12 protein-coding genes are annotated in these 13690 nt (G+C 61.8%); 8 read left to right on the top strand and 4 right to left on the bottom strand.

The window, feature by feature from the left end; translation table 11 throughout:
• Nucleotides 1-226: 226 nt before the first annotated feature.
• Entirely contained in the window at nucleotides 227-2614 is a 2388-nt protein-coding gene (locus tag HMPREF0307_RS03240) for a glycogen/starch/alpha-glucan phosphorylase (protein WP_066487060.1), read from the bottom strand.
• A 93-nt stretch (nucleotides 2615-2707) separates the two neighbouring features.
• Nucleotides 2708-3925, bottom strand: coding sequence for an amidohydrolase (locus HMPREF0307_RS03235; protein ID WP_066487058.1), 1218 nt, complete (start codon nucleotides 3923-3925; stop codon nucleotides 2708-2710).
• Between the two features lie 36 nt (nucleotides 3926-3961).
• Between HMPREF0307_RS03235 and HMPREF0307_RS03230 the strand changes: the two genes are divergently transcribed.
• Nucleotides 3962-4360, top strand: coding sequence for a hypothetical protein (locus tag HMPREF0307_RS03230; RefSeq protein ID WP_066487223.1), 399 nt, complete (start codon nucleotides 3962-3964; stop codon nucleotides 4358-4360).
• A 271-nt stretch (nucleotides 4361-4631) separates the two neighbouring features.
• Here HMPREF0307_RS03230 and HMPREF0307_RS03225 read toward each other — a convergent pair whose 3' ends face one another.
• Nucleotides 4632-5747 (bottom strand): glycerate kinase, encoded by a 1116-nt coding sequence (locus tag HMPREF0307_RS03225; RefSeq protein WP_066487056.1) that lies wholly within the window; start codon nucleotides 5745-5747, stop codon nucleotides 4632-4634.
• Between the two features lie 214 nt (nucleotides 5748-5961).
• Here HMPREF0307_RS03225 and gdhA point away from each other — a divergent pair, with 214 nt between their 5' ends.
• The 3 genes from gdhA (at nucleotide 5962) to HMPREF0307_RS03210 (ending at nucleotide 9190) form a co-directional block, all read left to right on the top strand.
• Nucleotides 5962-7314, top strand: a complete 1353-nt coding sequence (gene gdhA, locus HMPREF0307_RS03220) for an NADP-specific glutamate dehydrogenase (RefSeq protein WP_066487052.1) — start codon at nucleotides 5962-5964, stop codon at nucleotides 7312-7314.
• Nucleotides 7315-7498: 184 nt separating this feature from the next.
• The gene (locus HMPREF0307_RS03215; protein WP_066487043.1) at nucleotides 7499-8404 is read left to right on the top strand and encodes a hypothetical protein; all 906 of its coding nucleotides are present in this window, start codon (nucleotides 7499-7501) and stop codon (nucleotides 8402-8404) included.
• A gap of 87 nt (nucleotides 8405-8491) precedes the next feature.
• On the top strand, nucleotides 8492-9190 hold the full coding sequence (locus HMPREF0307_RS03210) for a DivIVA domain-containing protein (protein ID WP_066487040.1): 699 nt from the start codon (nucleotides 8492-8494) through the stop codon (nucleotides 9188-9190).
• 21 nt (nucleotides 9191-9211) lie between these two features.
• On the opposite strand, the gene HMPREF0307_RS03205 is transcribed toward HMPREF0307_RS03210, so the two are convergent.
• On the bottom strand, nucleotides 9212-9790 hold the full coding sequence (locus tag HMPREF0307_RS03205; protein ID WP_066487036.1) for a hypothetical protein: 579 nt from the start codon (nucleotides 9788-9790) through the stop codon (nucleotides 9212-9214).
• Nucleotides 9791-9956: 166 nt separating this feature from the next.
• Here HMPREF0307_RS03205 and HMPREF0307_RS03200 point away from each other — a divergent pair, with 166 nt between their 5' ends.
• The 4 genes from HMPREF0307_RS03200 to HMPREF0307_RS03185 all read left to right on the top strand — a co-directional run bounded on the left by HMPREF0307_RS03200 (nucleotide 9957) and on the right by HMPREF0307_RS03185 (nucleotide 13686).
• Nucleotides 9957-10499: a YceD family protein gene (locus HMPREF0307_RS03200; protein WP_066487033.1), complete on the top strand. Its 543-nt coding sequence runs from the start codon at nucleotides 9957-9959 to the stop codon at nucleotides 10497-10499.
• A complete protein-coding gene (gene rnc / locus HMPREF0307_RS03195) occupies nucleotides 10496-11272 on the top strand; it encodes a ribonuclease III (RefSeq protein ID WP_066487032.1) in 777 nt (258 codons plus the stop codon). Before HMPREF0307_RS03200 ends, rnc begins: the two co-directional genes overlap by 4 nt.
• Nucleotides 11273-11278: 6 nt before the next feature.
• Nucleotides 11279-12097: a bifunctional DNA-formamidopyrimidine glycosylase/DNA-(apurinic or apyrimidinic site) lyase gene (gene mutM / locus HMPREF0307_RS03190; RefSeq protein WP_066487030.1), complete on the top strand. Its 819-nt coding sequence runs from the start codon at nucleotides 11279-11281 to the stop codon at nucleotides 12095-12097.
• Between the two features lie 68 nt (nucleotides 12098-12165).
• On the top strand, nucleotides 12166-13686 hold the full coding sequence (locus tag HMPREF0307_RS03185) for an alanine/glycine:cation symporter family protein (RefSeq protein ID WP_066487028.1): 1521 nt from the start codon (nucleotides 12166-12168) through the stop codon (nucleotides 13684-13686).
• Nucleotides 13687-13690 lie beyond the last annotated feature (4 nt).

Raw genomic sequence — 13690 nt, 5'->3', positions numbered from 1 at the left:
ATTGCCGCCCTCCTTGGCGGAACAACACAACTGCATAGGCCTCTCACAAGCCCCCGAGACTGTCTTGGAAGTAGGACTCCACGAAATCCCACTGCAACCGGCACCACACGCCATGTGGTGCCCGCTGCATTCGATTTCCTCGGTGTTCTTTTCCGCGAACGCTTGAGACGCGTGTGCCGCCGCGGAGCACAGTGCTCGGCGGCGGCACGGAGGAGGCCTTAGTTATTTAGGCTTCGGTACCAGCAATCGGCGTTGGCTTAATCTTCCAGACCTCGTTTGCGTAATCCGCGATGGTGCGGTCGGAGGAGAAGCGGCCGGAGTAGCAGATGTTGAGCCATGCCTTCTTCGCCCACTTATCCGGGTCATCGACGTAGTCCTGAGCCATGCGGTCGCGGGTTTCGCGATAGTCAGCGAAGTCGCCGAGGACGTAGTAGGTGTCTTGAGCGTGCTCGCCCTGGCCATCGAGGAGGGAGGAACGCAGGTCGCCGAAGAGACCGGAGTTCTCGTGACCGAGCAATCCGTTGGTCAATGCGTCGAGAACGCGCTTGAGACCCGGAACCGTGTTGTAGAGCTCACCCGGGTTGTAGGACTTGCGCAGCTCCGGTAGTTCCTCGTTGCGGGCACCGAAGATGTAGGCGTTCTCCTCGCCGACAGCGTCGACGATCTCAACGTTCGCGCCGTCCATCGTTCCCAGAGTGAGTGCTCCGTTCATCATGAACTTCATGTTGGAGGTACCGGAGGCTTCCTTACCGGCGACGGAGATCTGCTCGGACACATCGGCGGCCGGGATGATCTTCTCGGCAGGGGAGACGTTGTAGTTCTCCACGAAGACGACACGGATGATGTCCTTGGTCGCCGGGTCGTTGTTGACCAGCTCGGCGATGGTATTGATGAGCTTGATAATGGCCTTCGCACGCATGTAGCCCGGGGCTGCCTTGGCGCCGAAGATGAACGTGCGCTTCGGGACGGTCTCGCCGTCGTCCTTGATGCGGAAGTAGAGGTCCAAGATGTAGAGCGCGTTCATGAGCTGACGCTTGTACTCGTGCAGACGCTTGATTTGGACGTCGAAGATGGAATCCGGGTCGACCTCAGCGCCTTGGTGGTCCTTGACCCAGGCAGCAAAGTCGGCCTTGTTCTTGCGCTTGATGTCCTGGAGCTTGGCGAGCACTTTGGGGTTATCGGCCAGGGGCGCGAGTTCCTTGAGCGCGGTGAGGTTGGTGACCCACTCGTCCGAGCCGGACTGCTTGGTGAGCAGCTTGGCCAGACGCGGGTTACACATCTTCAGCCAGCGGCGCGGGGTGACGCCATTCGTCTTATTGTTGAACTTCTCCGGCCAGAGGTCGTACCACTCAGACAGAGTGTCCGCCTTGATGATCTCGGTGTGCAGGGCGGCCACGCCGTTGATAGAGAAGGCCGCGTAGCAGGCAATCCACGCCATGTGGACCTGGCCGTTGGAGACTGGAGCCATGTAATCGATGCGGCCTTGGTCGAGGCCACGCTCGGCCATCTCGGAACGGAAGCGGCGGTCGATTTCCTCGACGATTTCCCAGATGCGCCAGAACAGCTTCTGGAAGATGGAGACTTCCCAGCTCTCCAGGGCCTCAGCCAGGACGGTGTGGTTGGTGTAGGCGAAGGTCTTCTGGACGACGGCCCAAGCGTCATCCCAGCCCAGCTCGTGCTCATCCATCAGCAGGCGCATGAGCTCCGGGATAGCGAGCACCGGGTGGGTGTCGTTGAGCTGAATGGAGTTGTAGTCCGCGAAGCCTGTGAGGTCGTCGCCGTGGTCCTCGAGGTAGTCGTCGATCATCTGCTGCAGCGAGGCAGAGACGAAGAAGTACTGCTGGCGCACGCGCAGGACCTTGCCCTCGTACGTCGTGTCGTTGGGGTAGAGCACGCGACAGATGTCCATGACGCGTTCGCGCTCGACGATGGCGTCAGTAAAGCGCTGGGAGTTGAAAGCGTCGTAATCGAATTCGTCGATGGGCTCGGACTTCCACAGACGCAGCGTACCCACGTTGTCCGTGCCGTAACCGGTAATCGGCATGTCGTAGGGGATGGCGCGGACATCCATGTCGTCGAAGTGGACGCGGCGCTGGCTCGTGGCGCGGCGCACGACGAAGTCGTAGCCGTTTTCCATCCAGGAGTCCGGCTGTTCCTTCTGGTGGCCGTGGTCGAAAGATTGGCGGAACAGGCCGTAGCGATAGAGCAGACCGTAGCCGGTCACTGGGTAATCCTGCGTGACGGCGGAATCGAGGAAGCAAGCAGCAAGGCGGCCCAGGCCACCGTTGCCCAGCGCGGCATCGTGCTCGGCCTCGAGGACGTCGGTGAGCTCGCGGCCTGCGGCGCGGGAGGCGGCAACAGCGTCATCGACGAGGTCCAGGTTGGTTAAGTTGTTGAGCAGCGCGCGGCCCTGGAGGAATTCCGCGGAGAAGTAATGCTGACGGCGGGTCTTGCGGTATGCGCGGCGCGTGGCCTCCCAGTTGTCCGCAATCTGTTCCATGACGGCGGACGACAGTCCGGACCAGAATTTGCGGTCAGTAGCCGTGAGCGGGGTGACGCCAGCGGCAGCGCGGACGTGGCCTGGGATGGCCCTTTCAAATGCGGAGTGCGACATTTTTCCTCTACTGTTGTGGATGGAAACGAATGCACTCTATTTTAGCCGCGCGAGGTGACGTGTGCAGAGCGGCTAATGACGCGTCGCGCAAGCTTAATGCGCGAGATACGTGAGCGCCGCAGCGGCCGCGGCGCGGGTTGCCGCGTGGGCGGTCGGCTCATACTCCGGCAGGAAGTCTGCTTGGTGGTTGACTGGCGGATTATCCTGCTGATCCGCCGAGGTAGATCCCACAAACCAGTAGTAGTAGGGCACGCCCCAGGCCTGCGGCAGGTAGCAGAAGTCCTCGGAAGCGGTATTGGGTTCCCCGGTGACAGAGTCCTCGCCAAAGGTGGCGTCGAATACCTCGCGGACAGCCTCGTGCGCGGCAATGTCGTTATCAGTGACCTCACCGTGCGCATAAAATTCGAAAGTCGGCGGAAGCGGTGACCCCGAGGCGGTGCATTCGGCCTCAACGACGCGCTTGAGCGATGCATAGACGCGCTCAGCAATCGCGGGATCGTAGTACCGAGTATTGAGCACGAGCGTCGCGGAATCGGGGATGATGTTGTTCTTATCCCCCGAGTGCAGTTCGCCCACGGAAATGACAAAGAAGTCGCTCGGTGCGACCTCACGGCCGACGATTCCCTGGAGACGCACGACGATCATCGCCGCGATATAGGTCGCGTCGATTGATTTATGCGGCATGGACGCGTGCGCGGAACGGCCGTTGATGGTGATGCGGATGGAGTCGCAGCCGGCGAGCACCGGACCCGCGGCGGACTGCACCTGTCCTGCCGGCCCCGGCATGATGTGTTGGCCCAAGCAGATATCGGGCTTCGGCACGCGCCCCACTAGGTCATCGGCAATCATGAGCTTCGCGCCATCCGAGGTTTCCTCCGCAGGTTGGAAGAGTGCGAGGAAGGTGCCAGACCACGCGTCGCGTTCCGCGTCGAGGATGGAGCAGGCCCCCAACAAACCGGTGGCGTGCATGTCGTGGCCGCACGCATGCATGTTTCCATTCGTCGAGGCATACGCCGCGCCGGAAGCCTCCGCGATCGGCAGCGCGTCGAAGTCCGCGCGCACCAGGACGGTGGGACCTTCACCGTTGCGGAAGACGGCCACCATGCCATGCCCGCCGATGCCCCCAATAATCTCGCAGTCCAACGCCTCCAGGCGCTCCCGAATCCGGCTCGCCGTGCGCTCCTCTTCGTGGGAGAGCTCGGGGTTGCGGTGGAGGTCTTCGTAGAACTCGCGCTGCCACGACAGGTCAGCGGTGGTGTCGTGGAGAAGCTGGGCGATAGTAGAGGCATGGGATGTTGTTGCAGAAGACATGGATTTCACCTTACTCCCATGGGTAAGGTTGCCCTCATGCCTATTATTCAATTTGATGTCCTCGCCCCGGATGAGCAGAGCGAGAAGGTCCGCGGGGTTTTCCAGACTGCCGTCGATAAGCTCGTGCAGGCCGGCCGTATGACCTCGGCCAACGTGGAGCTTGTGACGAACCCGAAGCTGCCGGAGGGACTTGCCGACCAGCTGCGCCAGGTCTACCGCGACGAGCACGACGGCCAGGACTTGGAGTTCGCCTCCGTCTACCGTTACCCGATTGCCGTCGAGGGCCTCAACGGTTCTATCAACCAGCTCGCGATGGTGCTCTCACGCCTGCTGACCCCGCATGCGGAGTTGCCGCAGGATTACGTGCTACTCGAGAACGAGAAGGATTATGAGCTGCCCGCGATCTTCCCGTGGACGCTGGAGATCCTCCGCTAGACATCTCAGGCGACGGATATTGCATGTGTATTGGCGGTATTTTCTACCTCGGCCCGTCCATCGCGTGGAGCGAGGTGATATGTATCGCCGCTCATCGCCGAGCTGTCCTGTGGTGTGGGATCGGCCTCTAACGACGTATCCAAGATTGCGATTCTCACCGGCTCGGTGATTGCTGCAGTGATCGGCGCTATCATCCTGGGGCTGCGTAATCGCGTTTTGCGAGGCAGGAATCTACCGCGGAGGCGGAGGAATTCCCGGCAGTCGTTGTGACCTAGCCTCGTGAGCTGAAGCTGCGGGCTATAGCACGGCCGGCCTCGCGCAGTTGCTCCTGGAGCTCGCCTTTTTGGCTGAGCTCGGCAGACAGCACGCCTTCGGGGACGTTGGAGGCAAGTTCGCCCGCGACAACGGCGGCGGGGGTGGCGGAGTCTTCCGCGAGGTCGAGGAGCGTGCCTACGACCTTGCCGGTCGTGGACTGCTCGTCAAAGCGGCCTTCGCCGGTCACGAGGAGGGCGGCCTCGCGGAGACGTTCCGGAATTCCTAGGGCCTCGGCGACGAAGCGTCCGCCGGGCTCGAGCGTGGTGTGGTCCTCGGAGCCCCACAGAAGGGCAGAGACCCACGTGAGCCCGACCGGAATGCAGCCAGCCGCGCCGAAGCTCTCGCGATCGGCGTCGATGCCGGTGACCTCGCACAGACGCAGCATGGCGCCAGTAAGGAGCGCGACGTCCTCGCGGGTCGCGCCCTTTTGTGGGCCAAAGACGGCGGGGGCGTGGGCCGGCACCGTGCGCGTGTCCGCGAGCAACGTGTAGTCAAGCATCGCCGCCTTCATATTGAGCTGCGCGGTATCGATGGTGTCGAGTTGCACGAGTGCGGCGCCGCCCTTGGATAGCGCATAGCCGCGTGCGTCATGTGCGGCGGCACCGAGCGCGGTGAGAATGCCCGTGCCGCCGTCAATCGTGGCGGAGCCGCCGAGTCCCAGCACGATGTGCTTTGCGCCGCGCGACTCGGCATCCGCGATCAACACGCCGGTGCCATATGAATCTGCGGTGCGCGGCTCAAGCGCGTCCTTCACGGCGGGTAGACCCGTGGCCGCGGCGACGTCAATGTAGGCCGTCTGCGTGGACTGGTTGAGGAAGTAGGTTGCCTCGGTGAGCCGGCCCACGGCGTCGGTCGCTGGGAGCTGAACGGTGACCATGTGTTCGCCGCGGGCGGCTGCTGCCTCGGCGAGGACCTGGGCGGTGCCCTCGCCGCCGTCGGCCATAGGGAGGGTGACCACGGTGGCATCGGCAAGCTCGGCGCGGATGCCAGAGGCGATGCCTGCGGCGGCCTCGGCGGCGGTAGCCGAGCCTTTGAAAGAATCAGGGGCGACGATGATGAGGGGCGAATTCATAGAGACGAGTATAAAGGGTGGCGAAATCTCTCCAATTCTGTAGTTGTATAGAAATAGCTATAGAAATTTTTTGGAACCATTATTGCTGGTAGTGGCATTGATGTGGGGAAGCTAACGGGCGCGCGAGTTGCATTTTTGGGTGTGGCGGTGGAAACTATCAATCGTTAGGAATTAAGTCCCGTCACATGGGACGCTACATATAAAGGGGTCGCACATGACTGCATCGGTTGACACTCAAATTTCCGAGTATTACGACAAGCTTCTCAAGCGCAACGCTGGCGAACCGGAGTTTCACCAGGCTGTGTCCGAAGTTCTCGATTCTCTGAAGATCGTGCTGGGCAAGGACCCGCACTACGCCGACTATGGCCTCATTGAGCGTCTCTGCGAGCCGGAGCGCCAGCTCATCTTCCGTGTGCCGTGGACCGATGACAATGGCGACATTCAGGTCAACCGTGGCTTCCGCGTGCAGTTCAACTCCGCGCTCGGCCCCTACAAGGGTGGTCTGCGTTTCCACCCGTCCGTCAACCTGGGCATCATCAAGTTCCTGGGCTTCGAGCAGATCTTTAAGAACTCGCTCACCGGCCTGCCCATCGGCGGCGGCAAGGGCGGCTCGGACTTCGACCCCAAGGGGAAGTCGGACCGTGAAATCATGCGCTTCTGCCAGTCCTTCATGACGGAGCTCTACCGCCACATTGGCGAGTACCGCGACGTCCCAGCGGGTGACATCGGAGTTGGCGGCCGTGAGATCGGCTATCTCTTCGGTCAGTACCGCCGCCTGTCCAACCAGCACGAGTCCGGCGTCCTCACCGGCAAGGGCCTCACCTGGGGTGGCTCCCTCGTTCGCACCGAGGCCACTGGCTACGGTCTGGTCTACCTCACTAGCGAGATGATGAAGGCCCACAATGAATCCTTCGAGGGCGCCAAGGTTATCGTCTCCGGTTCCGGTAACGTTGCCATCTACGCCGCTGAGAAGGTTCAGCAACTGGGCGGCACCGTTGTCGCCATGTCTGACTCCTCCGGTTACATCTCCACCCCGAACGGCGTGGACCTCGAGCTGCTCAAGGACATCAAGGAAGTTCGCCGCGCTCGTATCTCCGCGTACGCTGCCGAGGCCGGCAACGGCGCTGAGTACCACAAGGGCGGCAACATCTGGGAGGTCAAGGCCGACGTGGCTCTGCCGTGTGCCACCCAGAACGAGCTCGACGGCGAGTCCGCCAAGCTGCTCGCTGCCAACGGCACCCGTTACGTGGCGGAGGGCGCCAACATGCCGTCCACCCCGGAGGCTGTTCACTTCTTCCTGCAGAACGACATCCACTACGCGCCGGGCAAGGCTGCCAATGCCGGTGGCGTTGCAACGTCTGCGCTTGAGATGCAGCAGAACGCCTCCCGCGACTCCTGGTCCTTCGAATACACCGACCAGCGCCTCCACGAGATTATGTCCAACATCTTCAAGGACATCGACAAGACCGCGAAGGACTACGACCGCGAGGGCGATTACGTTGCCGGCGCGAATATCGCGGGCTTCAAGAAGGTTGCCGACGCTATGTTGGCGCAGGGTGTCATCTAGGGCTCCGATTCTTCCGGCTGCCTAAGCATTCCGCGGCTCCACTTTCCTCAGGGTTTGGTGGGGCCGCAGTTGTCTTTAGCGGAAACTCTTCACGTAGGCCGCTCGGTTGGGTAACCTGGGTCACAAAGGGAACTTTAAGGTATTTCAGAAGTAAAAGTAAGACGCCATCTGAAAGGAATTTCTCATGTCACGTATCACTTCTGTCTTTGCGAGTACCGTCCTCGCTGTTTCTTTGTCTGTGGCCCCTGCCCACGCGGCCATCGTGCGGGACGGCTCCGGTGGCTACGGCCAGATTGGTCAGGGTCCCATTGGTAACCCGGAGGCGGAGAGCGACTACGCCACTATTCACTACCCGCACCTTCCCACGGTTGTCCAGGGTCAAACGATGACCATCCGGCCGACCTCGATGACACGCCCGGACGGCTCCGTGGTGGCGGATCCGGCCGCGGAGGGGTACACGTTCTCCACGAATTTTGTCGATGACAACTACGAACTGCCATTTCGTGACGACATCGTCCAGGCCGCGCCCGATGGCACCCTGACTATCACGGCGAGCGATGCTGAATATCCCGGCATCAATGAAGTTGCTGTGGCCATCCATAATCCGAAGATTGGCCCCAGTGAGTACACCATCCTGCGCATTCACGTGGTACCGCCCACGCTCGCGGATGCGACTAACGAGAAGATGGACGTTGTCCACTACCGTGCCGTCATGGCGGAGCAGGGCTTTAGTACGACCCAGCCACCGGAGATCTGGTCGCGCGAGACGACCTCGCAGCTCAAAGATGGCCGCAGTGGTTACCGCTACGACATCGTGAGTCCGGATCCTGCGAAGGGTTGGACCGTGCCTGCCTGGGTGTCCGTCGATAAAGGCACGGGTAAGTTCACTGCGAATCCGCCCAAGGAACAGCCGAACGCGACGTTCGTTGTCCCGATTTCTATCCAGGATGTCGCCACCGGAGAGGTCACCATGTCGCAGGTAACGGTGCGCGTTGAGCCCGTGCGTGATGGGCAGGGACGATCGCGTGCGGAGCGTGCGCAGATGGTGAAGCTGTCGAGCGATATCTTTGCCGCGCTCTCGTCGCGCTAACGGGAAAGCCGCATTGAGCGATAATCTTGCGGACACTCGTGCGTGGGATCCCCGTTGTGGGGCGGAGTCCCACGTATTCTGGTGGGCATGTATCGCGTATTCGAGTCCCTTGACGAGCTTGTACAAATCCTGGAGCAGGCCTATGGCGTGCCCATGACGTCGAACTGCGTCGTCCCGCGCAACGATATGCTGGCACTTCTCGATGAGTTGCGCAATGCGCTGCCCGTCGAGCTCGATGATGCACAAGACGTGCTGGACCGCCAGGACGCCATCCTGGCCGGTGCGCAGGAGCGTGCTGACCAGACCATCGCGGACGCGGATCGCGATGCCCAGGACATGGTCGCGCGTGCACAAGAAGATTCGGATGGCATGCTCGCTGAGGCCCAGCAGCGTTCCACTTCGATGGTGGCACAGGCGGAAGATCGTGCCGCCCGTACCGTCGAGGATGCGCGTGCTGAGGCCGAGCGTCTTGTCGCACAGGGCAATCAGTCCTATGACCGTGCGGTGGCGGAAGGTCAGGCGGAGCAGGAGCGTTTGGTCTCCGAGTCTGAGGTCGTGCGCCGCGCGGATGACGAGGCACACCGCATCGTGGAGACCGCCCATGCGGAATCCTCGCGCCTGCGCCGCGAGTGTGATGATTTCGTCGACGAGAAGCTGTCTCAGTTCGAGGAATCGCTCACGGGCATCCTGCGTACCGTGGGCTCCGACCGTCAGGCTCTGCGCCGCGGCGCCGGTGCCTCCGGGCGCGGCGAAGAAGACTACAACGCGTACCGCGCGCAGCGCTAAGCGGGGAATAGCCCGGCGGCCCTAGCGGGTGTGCGCGTGGACGCGCGTGGGGGCATCGGCAGGCTGGGGGCGCCGGGTCTGTGCTGCCAGACCCGCGAAGAGCAGCGCGATGATGCTGCTGGGAATGGCGTAGAGGATCCACATTATGGTGAGCGACGTGGACCAATTGGCCGTGGCGTTGGTGCCAAACTCGAGTTCGTAGACGATATTCGTGAGGATCTCCACGGTGACCGTGCCGAGCATCATGCCAGCCACGGCAACGAAGACGGAGGCGACGGGGAACGTGCCGCGCCACGCTAAGACCGAGGCGGCGAAGATGCATAAACCCGAGGCGATAATGACCGTTACCGTGAAGGGGATTGGCAGCAGCGTAAAGATTCCGAAGCTGAGTCCGCAGGCGAACCCGCGGACGAGAAGCTGACGGAAGCCCAAGCACCGCGTGGTACCAGCGGTGCGGGGACGTGTGAAGTGGCGCGCAAGGAAGCCGATTCCCACGAGGAGAGCGCAGGGCACCACGGCAGCGAACACAAAAGCATGAAGGGCTTGTGGCGCCAGGGTGGCTACGGCGCTCGACGCGCTCGCGAGGGATTCGTTGGTCATAAGAAAAGAATAAGGACGTGCGCTACGCGGAAGAAAGCACTTTGGGTGTACTTAAAGGCCTTTGTGCGCACCTCGACAGGTGATTGCCAGAGAGCGGAGCAAATCTGTGTGCCCGGTAGGCGAACCGCCATGTATAGGGGCGTTCGGGGTAGGATATGTCATTGCTATGACTTCTCCACTTAAGTTTAATGTTGCGGACTTGCTGCGCGGACCGGATGCTGATGGCATGCCGCAGCAGCGCACGCAGACGGGGCCGGCGCCGGAGCGCATTGGTGTCGAAATGATTGCTATCCCCAAAGGTAGCGAGCTGGGCGTCGACGCGACGCTCACCCCGCTGGGCGGCGCGATTATGGTCGACGCCGATATCCATGGACAGTTGGAAGGCGAGTGCGCGCGGTGCTTGCGCCCGCTCACTCCGCCGGTGGACCTTCACATCACGCAGGTCTATGCCACGGACCCGGATTTCATTTCTGGTGATGCGGCGGATGAGGCGGATGAGGGCTCGGGTGACGAGACTCCGATCATCGAGGGTGACGAGATCGATATTCTTCAGGCCGTCATCGATGAGGCTGGCTTGACGCTGCCGTTTAACCCCACGTGTGAGGGCGGCTGCGACGTGCCGGAGGTCGAGGGCGTGACGCTGGGCACCTCAGGCGAAGAGGATAATACGACTGACCTGCGTTGGGCCGGACTGGAGAAGTTCCTGTGAGCAAGAAAATCAAGATGACGGGTGAAGAAGCGCTGGAGGCTGCGTTCAACTCGGTCGACCATGCGCCGCTGCTGGCGTCGCTCGGCATCGACATTCCGCATGACTTGCTCCGTCTTGCGCTGTCGCACCGTTCCTTCGCGAACGAGCACGGCCACTTGCCGAACAACGAGCGACTGGAGTTTCTTGGTGACGCGGTGTTGGGCCTGTCCGTGGCCTCGCAGCTCTATACGCAGTACCCGTCGCGTCCTGAGTCTGATATCTCGAAGATGCGCGCGTCCATCGTCTCGCGCTACGGCTTGTCTGACATCGCACGCGAAATTGGCCTGGGTCAGTACATCCTGCTGGGCAAGGGCGAGACGACCACGGGCGGCGCAGATAAAGACTCCATCCTGGCAGACACGATGGAGGCCCTTTTGGGCGCCATCTACCGCACGCATGGTTTTGAGCCAGCGCGAGCCGTGATTCTCACTCTGTTTAAGAAGAAGATCGACAACGCCACTGCCTCGGGCCGTCATTTGGACTGGAAGACGAACCTGCAGGAGTTGTGCGCGGAGCTGCGCGCGCCCATGCCGGTGTATTCGGCGACGTCCACCGGCCCCGAGCATGCGCAGACTTTCACCGCATACGCGCATGTCGCGGGTAAAGAGCTAGGAGTGGGTACCGGCCAGAACAAGAAGCTGGCCGAACAACAGGCAGCAGAAAAGGCCCACGGCGCGCTGACGGAGCACCCGGAGCTCGTTGCTGGCACCGTTGATACGTGGACCCAGAGCTAGGTCTGCATGCCGGAACTTCCTGAGGTCGAGTCTGTCCGCCGGGGGTTGGTGGGCTATCTGCCGGGCCGCACGTTTGAACGCGTGGAGGTCCTTCACCCGCGGTCGAACAGGGGACAACTGGCGCCGCTGGCGGGCCTGCTCGTGGGGCGCACCGTCGCGGATGTCGCGCGCCGGGGCAAGTTCATGTGGCTCGAATTCGAGGGGGAGGACCGCAGTGATTCGCACCGCGACGTTCTCCATGTGCACCTGGGCATGTCGGGACAAATGCGGGTGGGCGAGGTTTCGTCGAAACACGTGCGGGTGCGCGCGAAGTTATCGGAGGGACTCGAACTGTCCTTTATCGACCAGCGCACGTTCGGCTATTGGCTCTATGGTCCCTGGTCGAAGATTGCACATATCGCGCCTGATCCCTTGGAACCAGCCTTCGATGTCGTGGCGACCGCGCGACGGCTGCGGCGAAAGAAGAGCGCCGTGAAAGTCGCGCTCATGGACCAGACCGTGGTGAGCGGAATTGGCAATATCTACGCGGACGAGGCGTTCTGGGCGGCGGGGATCCGACCGACGCGGCGCGCCTCGAGCCTGTTGCAACGTGAGGCGGTGGCGCTCCTCGGAGCGGCGTCGGACGTCATGGGGCGCGCGCTCGCGGTGGGCGGCACGAGCTTCGACGCCTTGTACGTCAACGTCAATGGCGAATCCGGATACTTTGACCGCTCCTTGCACGCGTATGGGCGAGACGGCGAACCCTGCGATCGGTGCGGCACGCCGCTGACCAAGATCGTGGTGGGCGGGCGCGGCACGCACTACTGTCCGAATTGTCAAAAATAGGGGAGAGTGAGATGTCTCCTGCCGCATGAGATAGGTAGATCCGGCTCACATACCCTATTGTTTTCTGCATGCAGGAAATTTTCAGCACCGTGCTCGGTGCGATTAACAACACTCTGTGGACATGGGTCCTTCCGTGGCTGCTCATCGCCGCGGGTCTCTTCTTTGGTTTCCGGACTGCCGTCGTGCAGATCCGTATGGTTCCCGATATGTTCAAGGCCATCGTCGAGCGCCCCAAGGGCGTGGGCGCCGACGAGGACGAGGAATACGGCGGCATCTCCGCGTTTAAGGCGTTCACCATTTCCGCGGCGTCGCGCGTGGGCACCGGCAACGTCGCCGGCGTGGCCGTCGCGATTTCCGTCGGTGGACCGGGCGCGGTGTTCTGGATGTGGGTGATTGCCATCCTCGGTGGCGCGACGGCCTTCATCGAGTCGACGCTCGCTCAGCTGTGGAAGATCCGCGACGGGGATACCTACCGCGGTGGCCCGGCGTACTACATGAGCCGCGGCCTGGGCTGGAAGAAGCTGGCGGCGGTCTTCTCCGTGGCCATCGCCATTACCTTCGGCTGGCTCTACGAAGCATTCCAGACCAACGCTATTTCTGAGTCCTTCGCGACCTCCTTCAACCAGGACTCCACGACATTTAAGGCCATCATCGGTCTGGCCGTTGCATTTGTCTCGGGTCTCATCATCATCGGTGGCGTGAAGCGCATTGCCAACATCACGCAGGTCGTCGTGCCCTTCATGGCGCTGGCATACCTCGCCGTTGGTCTCGTGGTCATCGTCATCAACATCGGTGAAGTGCCTGCAATGTTCCTCCACATTGTGGAGTCGGCCTTCGGCTTCAGCGAGGTCGCGGGCGCGACACTCGGCATGGCACTGATGAAGGGTATTCAGCGCGGCCTGTTCTCCAATGAGGCCGGTGAGGGATCTGCCCCGAACGCTGCGGCCACCGCGACGGTCTCGCACCCGGTCAAGCAGGGACTCGTGCAGACGCTCGGCGTCTACTTCGATACCCTCGTCGTCTGTTCCATCACCGCGTTCATCATCCTGCTGGGCACGGACTTCGAGTCCTTCGGCAGCGACGAGATCGCTGGCGTGGCCCTCACGCAGTCCTCGCTGAGCAACGTCGTGGGTGCATGGGGTACGCACTTCATCACCTTCATTTTGTTCTTCCTGGCCTTCTCTTCGGTGCTAGGAAACTACTACCTTGCGGAATCCAATATCACCTACCTCTTCAAGCAGAAGTGGGCGCTGTGGGGCTTCCGCGTTATCTCTGTGGCTTTCGTCTTCTACGGCGCCGTGGCCCCGCTGGGCACTGTCTTCGACCTGGCCGATACCGGTGCTGCCATCATGGTGCTGCTCAACGTCGCAGCCATCGTGCCGCTGTCGGGTGTGGCCATCAAGCTGCTCAAGAACTACAACGAACAGCGTCGCCAGGGCGTCGACCCCGTCTTCCACCGCGATATGCTGCCGGGCGTGTCCAACATCGAGGTCTGGGACGGTTCCGATCCTGTGACGCGTCGTAGCGTGGAAGACCGCCAGCACTTGAACGATAGTCTGGGAGACCACACCAACTTCCGCGAGTTCTAACTCG

Origin of the sequence: Corynebacterium sp. DNF00584 (assembly GCF_001552965.1) — a bacterium.
Classification (GTDB): domain Bacteria; phylum Actinomycetota; class Actinomycetes; order Mycobacteriales; family Mycobacteriaceae; genus Corynebacterium; species Corynebacterium phoceense.
Note: the sequence above shows the minus strand (reverse complement) of the source record. Positions and strands in the feature narration are given on the sequence as shown.